12 protein-coding genes are annotated in these 13,509 nt (G+C 69.7%); 9 read left to right on the top strand and 3 right to left on the bottom strand.

What is annotated here, in order from left to right; genetic code table 11:
• Positions 1–35 precede the first annotated feature (35 nt).
• The 3 genes from AC5JOC_RS12765 to AC5JOC_RS12755 all read left to right on the top strand — a co-directional run bounded on the left by AC5JOC_RS12765 (position 36) and on the right by AC5JOC_RS12755 (position 3,535).
• A complete protein-coding gene (locus tag AC5JOC_RS12765; protein ID WP_494246523.1) occupies positions 36–1,880 on the top strand; it encodes a DUF2207 domain-containing protein in 1,845 nt (614 codons plus the stop codon).
• A 144-nt stretch (positions 1,881–2,024) separates the two neighbouring features.
• Positions 2,025–3,203 (top strand): inorganic phosphate transporter, encoded by a 1,179-nt coding sequence (locus AC5JOC_RS12760; protein ID WP_079707130.1) that lies wholly within the window; start codon positions 2,025–2,027, stop codon positions 3,201–3,203.
• Positions 3,200–3,535: a peptidase gene (locus AC5JOC_RS12755; RefSeq protein ID WP_079707129.1), complete on the top strand. Its 336-nt coding sequence runs from the start codon at positions 3,200–3,202 to the stop codon at positions 3,533–3,535. The genes AC5JOC_RS12760 and AC5JOC_RS12755 overlap by 4 nt, the downstream gene beginning before the upstream one ends.
• A 220-nt stretch (positions 3,536–3,755) precedes the next feature.
• Here AC5JOC_RS12755 and AC5JOC_RS12750 read toward each other — a convergent pair whose 3' ends face one another.
• Positions 3,756–5,033, bottom strand: coding sequence for a uracil-xanthine permease family protein (locus tag AC5JOC_RS12750; protein ID WP_079707128.1), 1,278 nt, complete (start codon positions 5,031–5,033; stop codon positions 3,756–3,758).
• 135 nt (positions 5,034–5,168) lie between these two features.
• Between AC5JOC_RS12750 and AC5JOC_RS12745 the strand changes: the two genes are divergently transcribed.
• The 3 genes from AC5JOC_RS12745 (at position 5,169) to AC5JOC_RS12735 (ending at position 9,266) form a co-directional block, all read left to right on the top strand.
• Positions 5,169–6,620, top strand: a complete 1,452-nt coding sequence (locus AC5JOC_RS12745) for an NCS2 family permease (protein WP_124769545.1) — start codon at positions 5,169–5,171, stop codon at positions 6,618–6,620.
• Positions 6,621–6,693: 73 nt separating this feature from the next.
• Positions 6,694–7,596 carry a phosphodiesterase gene (locus AC5JOC_RS12740; protein ID WP_159879113.1) on the top strand — a complete coding sequence of 301 codons (903 nt, stop codon included), beginning with the start codon at positions 6,694–6,696 and terminating at the stop codon, positions 7,594–7,596.
• 191 nt (positions 7,597–7,787) lie between these two features.
• Positions 7,788–9,266: an aspartate ammonia-lyase gene (locus AC5JOC_RS12735; protein WP_086474295.1), complete on the top strand. Its 1,479-nt coding sequence runs from the start codon at positions 7,788–7,790 to the stop codon at positions 9,264–9,266.
• Positions 9,267–9,340: 74 nt separating this feature from the next.
• On the opposite strand, the gene AC5JOC_RS12730 is transcribed toward AC5JOC_RS12735, so the two are convergent.
• A complete protein-coding gene (locus tag AC5JOC_RS12730) occupies positions 9,341–10,243 on the bottom strand; it encodes a fumarylacetoacetate hydrolase family protein (RefSeq protein WP_370281973.1) in 903 nt (300 codons plus the stop codon).
• Between the two features lie 329 nt (positions 10,244–10,572).
• Here AC5JOC_RS12730 and AC5JOC_RS12725 point away from each other — a divergent pair, with 329 nt between their 5' ends.
• Entirely contained in the window at positions 10,573–10,947 is a 375-nt protein-coding gene (locus tag AC5JOC_RS12725) for an FKBP-type peptidyl-prolyl cis-trans isomerase (protein WP_064294480.1), read from the top strand.
• An 88-nt stretch (positions 10,948–11,035) separates the two neighbouring features.
• Entirely contained in the window at positions 11,036–11,566 is a 531-nt protein-coding gene (locus AC5JOC_RS12720; RefSeq protein ID WP_124769542.1) for an adenine phosphoribosyltransferase, read from the top strand.
• 3 nt (positions 11,567–11,569) lie between these two features.
• On the opposite strand, the gene AC5JOC_RS12715 is transcribed toward AC5JOC_RS12720, so the two are convergent.
• On the bottom strand, positions 11,570–12,886 hold the full coding sequence (locus AC5JOC_RS12715; protein WP_494246522.1) for an MFS transporter: 1,317 nt from the start codon (positions 12,884–12,886) through the stop codon (positions 11,570–11,572).
• Between the two features lie 131 nt (positions 12,887–13,017).
• On the opposite strand from AC5JOC_RS12715, the gene AC5JOC_RS12710 reads away from it, so the two are divergent.
• Positions 13,018–13,449: a pyrimidine dimer DNA glycosylase/endonuclease V gene (locus AC5JOC_RS12710; protein WP_079707123.1), complete on the top strand. Its 432-nt coding sequence runs from the start codon at positions 13,018–13,020 to the stop codon at positions 13,447–13,449.
• Positions 13,450–13,509 lie beyond the last annotated feature (60 nt).

The following is a 13,509-nucleotide window of genomic DNA, read 5'->3' as shown; positions in this document are numbered from 1 at the left end:
GCGCGCCCGCCGGCACCCCTCCTAGACTTGGCCGGGTGAAGCCCAGACGTCGTCGCCTGTCCCCGGTCCGTGCCCGCTCGTCGCGGGTGCTCCTCGTCGCCCTGGCCCTGGCGGTGGGTGCACCACTCGTCGCGACCCTGGCGAGCACGCCGCCCGCCGCGGCCGACGCTCGGACCGACGTGTCCGACTTCACCTTCGCGTCCTTCGACGGCGACTACACCCTGAGCCGTGGCGGCGACGGTCAAGCCGAGCTGCGCGCGGTCGAGACCTTCGTCGCGGAGTTCCCCGACTCCGACCAGAACAAGGGCATCATCCGAGCGATCCCCGACGAGTTCGACCGGGCACCACTGCACACGGAGATCGTCTCGGTGACCGACGCCGACGGTGCGCCCGTGGAGTGGGAGACCGACCGCGACGGTGACTTCCTCGAGTTGTCGCTCGGGACGGACGACTACGTGCGCGGCACGCAGAGCTACGTCATCACCTACACGCAGCGCGGCGTCGTCGGCGCCTATCGCGACACACGCTCCGACGAGTTCTACTGGGACGCGCCCGGGACCGGCTGGGACCAGCCGTTCGCCGACGCCAGTATGACGGTGCGGGTCGCGCCCGACATCGCCGACGCGCTCACCGGTGACGGCGCCTGCTACCGCGGGGATCCCGACGACAGCTCGCCGTGCGACCTCTCCCAGGCGGAGGACGCCGACGGAGACGTCTTCACGACCTCCTCCGTCCCGCTGCAGGCCCGGCAGACGCTGACGGTCGCGATCGGGTTCGAACCGGGCACGTTCGTCCAACCGGCCCGCCCCGGCGAGGCACCGGTCTTCTCCATCGTCCCGATCGTCCTCGGCGCGCTGTCGGCCGCGGGGCTCGGAGCGCTCTTGTGGATCCGACTGCGCTTCTGGCGGGACCACCCCGGTCGTGGCGTCATCGTGCCGCAGTACTCCGCCCCGAAGCAGATGAACCTCCTGCTGGCGGGCGACCTCGCCGGTCGCGCCGCCTCGTCGATGGCCGCCGAGATCGTCAGCCTCGCCGTCCGCGGCAAGCTCCGGATCGTGGACGGACCGGGCAAGAAGGACTACTCCCTGCAGTACCTCGACGACAGCGCGACGGATGAGCAGGAACGGCGCGTGCTCGCCGCGCTCTTCCCCGACCGGAACCGACCGCGGGAGATGAAGGAGGTCGACCCGGCGCTCGGCAAGGCGGTCACCGCGGAACTCGCGGCCGCCAAGCGGAACGCCCTCGACCTCGGCCTCCGACGCTCGGTCTCCTCCGGGCGGGCGTGGATCATCGTGGGGGCGCTCGCCGTCCTGGGCGTCGCCGGGATCGTCTTCTTCGGGGTCGCCTACTCCCAGCGAGCGGACAACGGCTGGTCGGTCGCCGCGCTCTTCGTGACCGGGATCGCGCTGCTCGCCGGGATCGTGTTGGCCATCGCACCGAAACCGCTCACCGCCACCGGTGCCGATGCGCGGGACGAGTTGCTCGGCCTCCGCGACTACCTGGCGCTGGCGGAGCAGGACCGCTTCCGCATGTTGCAGAGCCCCGACGGTGCCGAACGGGTGGACCTCGGCGACCCCGGCCAGCTCGTCCGGGTCACCGAACGGCTCCTGCCCTTCGCCGTGCTCTGGGGCGTGGAGCGCGAGTGGGCCAAGGAACTCGGTATCCGCTACGAGCAGGCCGGGAGTGCGCCGTCGTGGTACGCCTCGAACACCCCGTTCCAGGCGGCGATGTTCGCGAACGCGTTCTCCGGCTTCTCCGGATCGGCGTCGAGTACGTCGGCGTCCTGGTCGACCAGTGGGGGAGCGAGCTCGTCCGGCGGCTCGACGGGCGGCGGCTTCGCGGGCGGCGGCGGAGGCGGCGGAGGCGGCGGCGGGCGCTGATCGGCGTCGAGTTGACCTCGACCGGGCAGGGTGTAAGGATCGTGTACGGCGGGTGAACCGCCCGTATCCAGCACGTGAATTCCCCCCAAACATCTCGTCGGGGAGCACTGTGTCCGTATTCGCTCCGCCTCGAGAAAGACACCAGTGGAACTCGTTACCCTGACTGTCGTGCTGGTCATCGCACTGGCACTGTTCTTCGACTTCACGAACGGGTTCCACGACACGGCGAACGCCATGGCGACCCCGATCGCCACGGGCGCCCTCAAACCGAAGACCGCCGTGCTGCTCGCCGCGATCCTCAACCTCGTCGGTGCGTTCCTGTCCACGGAGGTCGCGAAGACCATCTCGGGCGGGCTCATCCGGGAGGGCGAGGGCGGCATCCGGATCGGACCGGAGCTGATCTTCGCCGGACTCATCGGCGCGATCGTCTGGAACATGCTGACCTGGCTCCTCGGCCTGCCGTCGTCCTCCAGCCACGCGTTGTTCGGCGGGCTCATCGGCGCGGCGATCGTCGGCGCCGGCTTCGGCTCGATCGACTTCGGTGTCGTCCTCTCCAAGGTCATCCTCCCGGCGTTGATCGCCCCCGTCACGGCGGGTCTGGTCGCCTACTCGGCGACGAAGCTCGCCTATCGGATCACGCGCCGCTACGACGGCAAGCCCGACGGCCGCGACGGGTTCCGGTACGCGCAGATCTTCTCCTCGTCCCTCGTCGCCCTCGCGCACGGTACGAACGACGCACAGAAGACCATGGGTGTCATCACGCTCACCTTCATCGCGGTCGGGGTGCAGGCGGTCGGCACCGGCCCCGAGCTCTGGGTCATCGTCGTCTGCGCCCTCGCCATCGCGCTCGGCACCTACATGGGCGGCTGGCGGATCATCAAGACCATCGGCACAGGGCTCACCGACGTCAAGCCGGCGCAGGGCTTCGCGGCCGAGACGAGCACCGCCGCCACGATCCTCGCGTCGAGCCACCTCGGCTTCGCCCTCTCCACCACGCAGGTCGCCTCCGGCTCCGTCATCGGCTCCGGCCTCGGGCGACGCGGATCGAAGGTGCGCTGGGGGACCGCCGGGCGCATCGCCCTCGGCTGGTTGATGACCCTGCCCGCGGCCGGCATCGTCGGGGCACTCGCCGCCGCCGTCGCCCACCTCGGCCTCGTCGGCATCATCATCGACGCCGTGGTGGGGGTCGGTGTCATCCTCACCATCTTCCTCATCTCGCGCCGGAACCAGGTCGACCACAGCAACGTCGTCAGTGAGGTCGCCGACTCCGGTCGTGCGGTCAAGATCAAGCGCAACCCCAAGCCCAAGAAGGTGAAGAAGTGATCGACTGGGCAGCATTCCTGATCGTCTTCGCGACGTCGCTCATCGGTGCGACCGCGATCGTCAGTCTGTACTCCCTCGGGCTCCGGCTCCTGACCACCGCCGGGCGCGTGCCCGTGGTGGCGCCGGCCGAGTTCACCGACGCGATCACGGTCATCACGCCGGAGGAGGCCGCGAAGGCGGCGAAGCGGGCCGCGAAGGCCGCTCGGAAGAACCCGTTGACCCCGGCGCAGCAGAACCTGGCCCGCGCCGGTGCCTACGCCTGCTTCGCCCTGTGTGCGGCGGCGGTCCTCTTCGGCATCTACCTGATCGTGCCGTTCTTCCACCAGGGCTGATCCCTCGGATGCGCCAGCGCACCGCGCTGACGCGAGCGCGGGCCTCCCGGTTCGGGGCCGATCCGCGTTGGTGCGCCAGCGCGGGGCGCTGACGCGAACCGCACCTCCCCGGCATGGCCGCGGGTCACACACGTGAGCGCGGGGCTCCAGAGACCCGCGCTCGCGCGTACGACCCGCGCTGACGCCAGCGCACCGCGCTGACGCACCCGCACCGGACGGGTCAGGCGGTCTTCCGCCAGCGACCGATGGTCGTCATCACGTGGTAGATGACGATCGCGGCGATCGTGCCGAGCGCGATCCCGTTGAAGCTGACGTCGCCACCCGCCACCCAGGTGAAGTCCGCGATGCCGATGATGAGCGCCGTCGCCGCGGTGAACTGGTTGACGGGCTTCGAGAAGTCGACCTTGTTGTCGAGCCAGATCTTCACGCCGATGATCCCGATGAGTCCGTACAGGGCCGTCGTGACGCCGCCGAGGACGCCCGCCGGGATGGTGTTGATGACCGCACCGACCTTGGGGGAGAGGCCGAGGAGGACCGCGAACAGACCGGCGACCCAGTAGGCCGCCGTGGAGTAGACCCGAGTCGCCGCCATGACGCCGATGTTCTCGCCGTAGGTCGTCGTGCCCGAACCGCCGCCGAAGCCGGCCAGCATCGTCGCCAGACCGTCGGACAGGAGCGCGCGACCGGTCTGCTTGTTCACCGAGGCGTCGGTCATCTGCGCGACGCCCCGGATGTGCCCGACGTTCTCGGCGATGAGGACGAGCACGACGGGGAGGAACGCCGGGAGGACCGCCCAGACCGCCGGGTTCGAGATCGGGTTGTCCGCGAGGTGGAACTCGGGGAGGCCGACCCACGCGGCGTCCGCGATCTTCGAGAAGTCGATCTCCTGACGGATCGCCGCGACGATGTACCCGACCACGACACCGATGACGATCGACAGTCGGCCGAGGATCCCGCGGAAGACGACGGTCGACAGGATGACGGCCGCGAGCGTCACGAGGGCGGTGATCGGAGCCGCCACGAAGTTGTTCTTCGCGGCGGGGGCGAGGTTGAACCCGATGAGCGCGACGATGGCACCGGCGACGACCGGCGGCATGAGCGCATCGATCCACCCGGTGCCCGTGACCTGCACGATGACGCCGACGAGCGCCAGGAGGAGCCCCACCGCGAGGATGCCGAAGAGGGCGCTGCCCATGCCCTGGCTCGCGACCGCGGCGGAGATGGGGGCGATGAAGGCGAATGACGAGCCGAGGTAGCTCGGCACGCGGTTCTTGGTGATGACGAGGAACAGGATGGTGCCCACACCCGAGAAGAACAGCGTCGTGGTGGGCGGGAACCCGGTCAGCACGGGGACGAGGAACGTGGCGCCGAACATCGCGACGACGTGCTGCATGCCGAGGCCGATGGTCCGCGGCCAGGTGAGCCGTTCTCCGGGGCCGACGATCGCGTGGGTCGGGACGTGCTTGCCGTCGCCGTGCAGAGTCCAGGGCAGCGCCATGTGAGCTCGATTCCGTGAGGAGGGTGCTGGGTAAGGGGTCCAGCCGATCGTAGCGGCACCCTCGCATCCCGGTCGTCGCGGGGCGGTCCGCCGTGCCGGTACGCTGGTTGCTTCGATGCAGACCCAGGAGGTCCAGTGACCACGACGCCCACCGCTCCGCGCTCGTTCCGAGAGCGTCTCGACGGTTTCTTCGAGATCAGCAAGCGCGGTTCGACCGTCGGAGGCGAGGTGCGCGGCGGCCTCGTGACCTTCGTCGCGATGGCCTACATCGTCATCCTCAACCCGATCATCCTGAGCGGCTCGGCCGACGTCACCGGTGGCGAGCTCGGCTTCGCCCAGGTCGCCGCCGTGACCGCCCTGACCGCCGGCGTCATGACGATCCTCTTCGGTCTCGTGGCGCGGCTGCCGTTCGCCTTCGCGGCCGGCCTCGGCATCAACTCGTTCCTCGCGGTCAGCGTCGTCGGTCAGGTCACCTGGGCCGAGGCGATGGGCCTCGTCGTCATCAACGGGCTGATCATCGTCCTGCTCGCGGCGACCGGACTCCGCGCCATGATCTTCAACGCGGTGCCCATCCAGTTGAAGATCGCGATCACGGTCGGCATCGGCCTCTTCATCGCCTTCATCGGCTTCGTCGACGCCGGCTTCGTCCGCTCGACGGGCGCCGGTTCGCCGCCCGTCGGCCTCGGGATCGAGGGCTCGGTCGCCACCGTGCCGACCGCCGTGTTCGTCATCTCCCTGCTGCTCACGGGCGTGCTCGTCGCGCGCAAGATCAAGGGTGCCCTGCTCATCGGCATCGTCGCCTCCACGATCATCGCCATCATCGCCGAGGCCGTCTTCAAGGTCGGCGCCTCCAACGGCGGCGAGAACCCCGGTGGCTGGAACCTCAGCGTCCCGACCCTGCCCACCCAGGTCGTCGGGATCCCCGACCTCAGCCTGCTCGGCCAGGTGAGCTTCGGCGGCTTCGAGCGCATCGGCGTCCTCGCCGCGCTCATGCTCGTCTTCACCCTCGTGTTCACGAACTTCTTCGACGCCATGGGCACGATGACCGGGCTCTCGAAGGAGGCCGGTGTGGCGGACGCCAAGGGCGACTTCCCGCGACTCCGCTCGGCGCTCATCGTCGAGGGTGTCGGTGCGGTCGCCGGTGGCGCGACCTCGTCCTCCTCCTCGACCGTCTTCATCGAATCCGGTGCGGGCATCGGCGAAGGGGCACGGACCGGCCTCGCGAACCTCGTGACCGGCGCGCTGTTCCTGCTCGCCATGTTCTTCACGCCGCTCACGCAGATCGTGCCCTCCGAGGTCGCCGCCGCCGCGCTCGTCATCGTCGGGACGCTCATGATGTCGCAGATCAAGGACATCGTCTGGACCGAGTTCTCGGTCGCGCTCCCGGTGTTCCTGACGGTCGTCGTCATGCCGCTGACGTACTCGATCGCCAACGGCATCGGCGCCGGCTTCATCGCCTGGGTCGTGCTCCGCTCCCTGTCCGGGAAGGCGCGCGAGATCAGCCCGCTGCTGTGGGTCGTCGCAGCCGGGTTCCTCGTCTTCTTCGCCCGCGGACCCATCGAGCAGCTCCTCGGCGTCGCGTCCTGACCGTCCGCGGTCGGCCGCCCTCGGGTGGTCGACCGCGGCGGAGCACGTCGGCGGTGGCTCCTAGACTCGGACCATGACTTCCGACGTCCGTTTCGGTCAGTACCCGGCTCCCGCCAGGGTCATCGTCCATCTGAGCGACCCGCACCTCCTGGCCGACGGCCGACGCCTCTACGACGCGGTCGACGTGCAGGCCAACCTGGAACAGGCCCTCCGTCAGATCGAGCGGATGCAGCTCCGGCCCGACGCGATGGTGTTCACGGGTGACCTCGCGGATCTCGGAGAGGCCGACGCCTACCGTCGACTCCGGGAGCGGGTCGAGCCCGTCGCCGAGCGACTCGGCACCACCATCGTCTGGCTCATGGGCAACCACGACGAACGGTCGGTCATGCGGACGGAGCTCCTCGACCTCCCGGCGGGGGAGCAGCCGCTCGACGCCGTCTGGGACTTCGGCGGCTTGCGCGTCATCGGCCTCGACTCGACCGTCCCGGGGTGGCACCACGGTGAGCTCGAGGACAGCCAGCTGGAGTGGCTGGAGTCGGTGCTGGCCACGCCGGCGCCGCTCGGCAGCATCCTCGCCATGCACCACCCGCCGGTGCCGTCGAGCATCCCGTTCTTCGACATCCTCGAGCTCCGCGACCAGCACCGGCTCGAGGCCGTGCTGCGCGGGAGCGACGTCCGGGCCATCCTGGGCGGCCATCTGCACTACTCCACCTCGAGCACCTTCGCCGGCATCCCCGTCCAGGTCGCCAGCGCGAGCTGTTACTCGATGAACCTCTCGCTCCCGTCCGTGGAGGTGAACGGGATGTTCGGCGGTCAGTCCTTCAACCTCGTGCACGTCTACGACGACCGCATCACCCACTCCACGGTCCCGCTCGGTGACTACACCACCGCCGACACCTTCAGTGCGGCGTTCATCGACCGCATGGCCGCCCTGAGCCCTGCCGAGCGGCTGGAGGCGTTCTCGCGCAAGCGGTGACCCACGGGCGCTGAACCGCAGGCACGGAACCGCAGGCACGGAACCGTCTCGGGTCCAAGACACCGCAGAGGCATCGCGGATCGCACCCGGCTACGCTGGAAGGGACATCCACCCACCAGGCAACGGAGCCACGAGTGACGATCAGCACCACCAGCAGCAGCATCCCCACCACCCTTGGAGCAGACGACGACATGGCGGACAGGACGAACAGCGACGAGACTCGGACGGAGTCGGATTCACTCGGTTCGATGGAGATCCCGGCCGACGCGTACTGGGGCATCCACACGGCACGCGCGCTCGAGAACTTCCCCATCACGAAGCGTCCGATCTCCGTCTACCCCGACCTCGTCGTCGCCATCGCGAGCGTCAAGCAGGCCGCCGCCCGCGCGAACGCCGAGATCGGGGTCCTCGACCCGGCGAAGGCGAACCTCATCGACCGCGCGTGCCAGATCATCATCGACGGTGACTTCCACGAGGAGTTCATCGTGGGCGTGATCCAGGGCGGTGCGGGTACGTCGACGAACATGAACGCGAACGAGGTGATCACGAACATCGCGCTCGAGCTCGCCGGTCATGCCAAGGGCGAGTACCAGTTCCTGCACCCGCTCGACGACACCAACCGGTCGCAGTCCACCAACGACGTCTACCCGACCTCGATCAAGATCGCGCTCGCGTTCTCGCTGCAGTTCCTCCTGACGGAGCTCGGCCTGCTGCGCGACTCGTGCAGCGCGAAGTCCGTCGAGTTCTCCCACGTCCTCAAGGTCGGGCGCACGCAGCTCCAGGACGCCGTCCCGATGACCCTCGGGCAGGAGTTCCACGGCTTCGCCACGACGCTGAACGAGGACTACGACCGCCTCCACGAGACCCTCTGGCTGCTCGCCGAGGTCAACCTCGGCGCCACCGCGATCGGGACGGGGATCACCGCCGACCCGCGCTACGCGGAGGCCGTCGTCCGTCACCTCAACCAGATCACGGGCCTCGCGCTCACCACGGCACCCGACCTCATCGAGTCGACGAGCGACGCCGGCGGGTTCATGTCGTTCAGCGGCACCCTGAAGCGGAGTGCCATCAAGCTCTCCAAGATCTGCAACGACCTGCGTCTGCTGTCGAGCGGTCCGCAGGCCGGCCTCGGCGAGATCAACCTGCCGCCCCGACAGGCCGGATCGAGCATCATGCCGGGCAAGGTCAACCCGGTCATCCCGGAGGTCGTGAACCAGGTGGCGTTCAGCGTCGTCGGCGCCGACATGACGGTCACGATGGCGGCCGAGGCCGGGCAGTTGCAGCTCAACGCCTTCGAACCGGTCATCGCCCACTCGCTGCTGCAGAGCATCGTCTGGATGGCACAGGCGTGCAAGACGCTGCGGGTGAACTGCATCGACGGCATCACGGCGAACGAGGAACGGCTCGAGGTGATGGTCGGCGCGTCCGTCGGCGTCATCACCGCCCTGACCCCGTTCATCGGGTACCAGTCGGCTGCGGCGCTCGCGAAGACCGCGCTGCTCACGGGCCGCAACGTCGCGGACCTCGTGGTCGAGGCCAACCTCATGACGCGCGACGAGGTGACGAAGCAGCTCTCGCCCGCGCGGCTCTCGGGGATCGAGGCCATCACCTCGGCCATCCCGATCATCGACCTGCCGATCCCGGGAGCGGACTCCGACCCGAGCCGCTGACCGACGCGGCTGTACACGACGAAGCCGTCCGGACCAGGGTCCGGACGGCTTCGTCGTGTGCTGTGGGGGAGTCGCTACCCGGCGGTGACCGTGCAGTGCGTCGTGAGCGATCCGACGCCTTCGACGGACACGGTGACGGTCGCGCCGTCGGTCAGGAAGACCTGCGGATCGCGCGAGTATCCCGCGCCGCCCGGGCTGCCCGTCGAGATGAGCGTTCCGGGCAGGAGGGTCGCGGAGCCCGACAAGTGTTCGATGAGCGTCGCGACGCTGCGGACCATGTGACTGGTCGAGGAGTCCTGGAGCGTCACGCCGTCGAGGACGGTCGAGATGTGGAGGTCCTGCGGGTCGGGGATCTCGTCCGCGGTCACGACGACCGGGCCGGTCGGGGTGAACCCGTCGAACGACTTGCAGCGCGACCACTGTGCCTCGGAGTACTGGATGTTGCGGGCGGTGATGTCGTTGACGACGGTGTACCCGAACACGTACCCGAGCGCATCGGCCGCATCGACGTCGCGAGCGGCCCGGCCGATGACGACACCGAGCTCCGCCTCGTAGTCCACCTGCTCGCTGATCGCCGCGGGCCAGCTCGTGGTGCCTTCGTGACCGGTGAGCGAGTTCGCCCACAGGCCGAAGATGGTGGGGGCGTTGTCGGTCTTGAGATTGAGCTCCTGCGAGTGCGCCGAGTAGTTGAGCCCGACCGCGAGGATCGTCGGCGGACGGAGGACCGCGGACGCGTGGACGAGCCCGTCGAGGGGTTCTCCGCTGACACCGTGGGCGAGCGACGTCTCGACGAAGCTCCGCACGCGGTCCAGCTCGGCCGGGCCGCGCTCGATGAGCTCCTGGAGGTCGCGCGGGGCGTCCTCGAGGATCTCGTCGAGGAACACCGCCCCGGTGTCGCTGATGACGGCGAGTCGGACCCGCGGCTCTGCGGGGGTACTCGGCTGGTGGTCTGTGGCGACGAAATGGGCGAACTTCACCCGTCTACGGTATCGCAGGCGCGTCGGGCGCGGGCGTTGTGGACATACCGGTCCGAGCTGCGGATGCCCGGACACGACGGAACGGGATGCGAGGCGGATCCCCGGGCGACGGCCCCGGACAGACTCATCGCCCGGTGCTGCGGCAATGCCTGCGAGTCGCCCGGGCGATGAGTTGGTCTGTGCCTCCAGCATGCACCCGGGTGCCACGGCCCGCAACCCCCAAGTACCGGGCGCAGCGCCACGACCACCCCACCCGGCGTCGGCCCGGGGCGTCACGCGCTCAGCGAAATCCGCGTGAACCGATCAGGCGGAACTGCTTGGATGGAGTCATGACCGATTCAGCACGCACCAAGCCCGAGGTCGACGCCCCCACGGGCCCGGCCCCCACCGAACTCGTCATCGAGGACATCTTCCTCGGCGAGGGCGACGAGGCCCAGGCCTCCTCGACCGTCGACGTCCACTACCTCGGCGTCGGCTACGACTCCGGCGAGGAGTTCGACTCCTCCTGGAGCCGCGGGCAGTCCATCAACTTCCCGCTGCGCAACCTCATCCAGGGCTGGCAGCACGGCATCCCCGGCATGAAGGTCGGCGGCCGTCGCAAGCTCACGGTCCCGCCGGAGCTCGCCTACGGCCCGGCCGGCAGCGGCCACCAGCTCTCCGGCCAGACGCTCGTCTTCGTGATCGACCTCCTGGGCGTCAAGTAACCATCCGCAGGTCACCCCTCGTCTCTCTCGACCGACGCGTCGCTGAGGCGAGGGGTGTCGCATGTCTCCCAGACCGAACGAGGACCACATGACCACCGCAACCCAGTACGTCGACCGCCTGACGGCGACCATTCCGGACTTCCCGACGCCCGGCATCCTGTTCCGCGACCTGACCCCGGTCTTCGCCGACGCCGACGCCTTCCGCGCGATCATCGACGAGCTGGCGGCGCGCTTCGAGGGTCGCTTCGACGCGGTCGCCGGTGTCGAGGCCCGCGGGTTCCTGCTCGCCGCGGCGGTCGCGTACGCGACGCACACGCGGCTGGTCCCCATCCGCAAGGCGGGCAAGCTGCCGGGTGAGGTGCTCCGCGAGGACTACGGCCTCGAGTACGGTGCCGCCGCCCTGGAGCTGCGCACCGAGCAGCTGCCGGCCGGGACGCGCGTGCTCATCCTCGACGACGTGCTCGCGACGGGCGGCAGCTGCGGTGCGGCGGTCAACCTCATCGAGCGCGCCGGATACGAGGTGGCAGGGCTCGGGCTGGTGCTCGAGCTCGAGGGACTGCCCGGCCGGGCCTCGCTCAGCGGTCGCGACGTCTTCTCGATCGCCACGGCCCCCGCCTAGGCGCTACGGGGTCGGCGTCCTGGCGTCGTAGCGTCGGAAGGCCCCCTGGACGCGGACGAGCGTCCAGACGAGCACGACGACCAGGAGTCCGCCGGCGAGCGCCGGTACCCAGAGCGCGAAGGCCGACGCCGCGAGGCCGATGTAGAGGTCGCCGACGCGGGGTCCGCCGGTCACGACGACGGTGAAGACGCCCTGCAGCCGGCCTCGGACGGCATCGGGCACGGCCGCCTGGAGGATCGTCATCCGGAAGATCGAACTGATGTTGTCGGCCGCTCCGGCGACGGCGAGTGCGATCGCCGCGATCACGATGGCGGGCAGGTTCGCGTCGGCCGCATCGTGCGTCGCCGTTCCGGAGAACGTGACCCACGCGAGGACCGCGCCGAAGCAGGCGATGGCGAGCCCGTAGACGATGATGGCCCGCTCGATGGCGCGGCCCTGGCGGTCGATCCGGCCGAGTCGTCCGGAGACGAGGCTCGACAGCAGGGTGCCGACCGCGCCGGCCGCGGTCAGGACCCCGACGGTGATCGCGCCGCCGCCGAGCAACAGGGTGCCGACGGCGGGGTAGAGCACCCGTGGGTTGCCGAACGTCATCGCGACGATGTCGACGATGAACGTCATCCGGACGTTGGGGGCCGTCCGGAGGAAGGTCCAGCCGTCGACCAGGCTCGCGAGGCCCGGAAGTCGACTGACGCCGCCTTCGGGCAGGATCTTCGGCAGCGACGCGATCCCGAGGAAGGCGGCGACGAACAGCACGACGTCGATCGTGTAGGTCCAGCGGAATCCGACACTGGCCACGAGGACGCCGGCGAGTGCGGGACCGACCGTCACCATGACCCCCGCGGCGATGCCGGACAACGCCGCGGCGGACGGCAGCAGGCGGGCCGGCAGCAGCCGGGGGAGGATCGCCTGCCGCGTCGTCCCGACGATGGTCGTCGACACGGCGTTGATCGTCGTGAGGAGGTACAGCGGCCAGACCACCTCCGAACCGCTCCAGGCGAGCACCGCGATGATCGCCGTGGACACCCACGTGACCACGGCGGCCGTCAGGGCGACCGTGCGTCGGTCGAACGCGTCCGCGAGCATGCCGCCGTAGAGCCCGAAGCAGATCATCGGGATGAGGGCGATGACGCCCACGAGCGAGACGGCGAACGTCGACGCGGTGAGGTCGTAGACCTGGAGGCCGACGGCGACGATGGTCATCTGGCCGCCGATCCCGGTGATCGCCCCGCCGATCCACAGCCGGGCGAAGGCCGGACTCTCCCGGAGCGGACTCAGATCGACGAGGAGCCCGCGCCGCCCGGATCCGGGTGCAGCGCTCACCGGGGCATCGGGTGACGGGATGGGGCGCGCTCAGACATGCACCTCAGCCTACGCGCGTCGCGGCGGGGCTCCGCGGCGAGGGCAGGGGCTGCCCGGAGTCGGTTGTCAGCGCCCTCGGGCAGGATGGAGACATGCGTCTCTGGTCGATCCATCCCCGGTACTTCGACGCCCAGGCGCTGACATCGTCCTGGCGTGAAGGGCTGATCGCCCAGCGGGTCCTGCAGGAGCCCGGATCGAGCCTCCGTGCACACCCGCAGCTCCAGCGCTTCCTCGAGGCCGACGAACCGTTGGAGGCGATCGCGGCCTACCTCAACGGTGTCGCCGACGAGGCGCAGGAGCGCGACATCGTCTTCGACCGTGCGCGTGTCGTCGCCTCCGGCGTCCTCCCGGAACCCCTCGTCGTGACCGACGGCCAGCTCGACTACGAATGGGGCAACCTGCGGCGACATCTGCTCGGACGCAGCCCGGACGTCGCGTCCCGATGGGCGAAGGTCTGGCGACCGCAGCCGCACCCGGTGTTCGTCGTCGTCGGTGGTGGCGTCGCCTCATGGGAACTCGCCTGAGGTCCTGACGGCCCGAGGACCCTGCCGAGGTCGGTCAGGACCGAGCTGCTCGACGGCTGC

The sequence above is a fragment of the Plantibacter sp. genome (assembly GCF_059073635.1).
The sequence above is the reverse complement of the archived record's forward strand: the minus strand, read 5'-3'. Positions and strand labels throughout refer to the sequence as shown.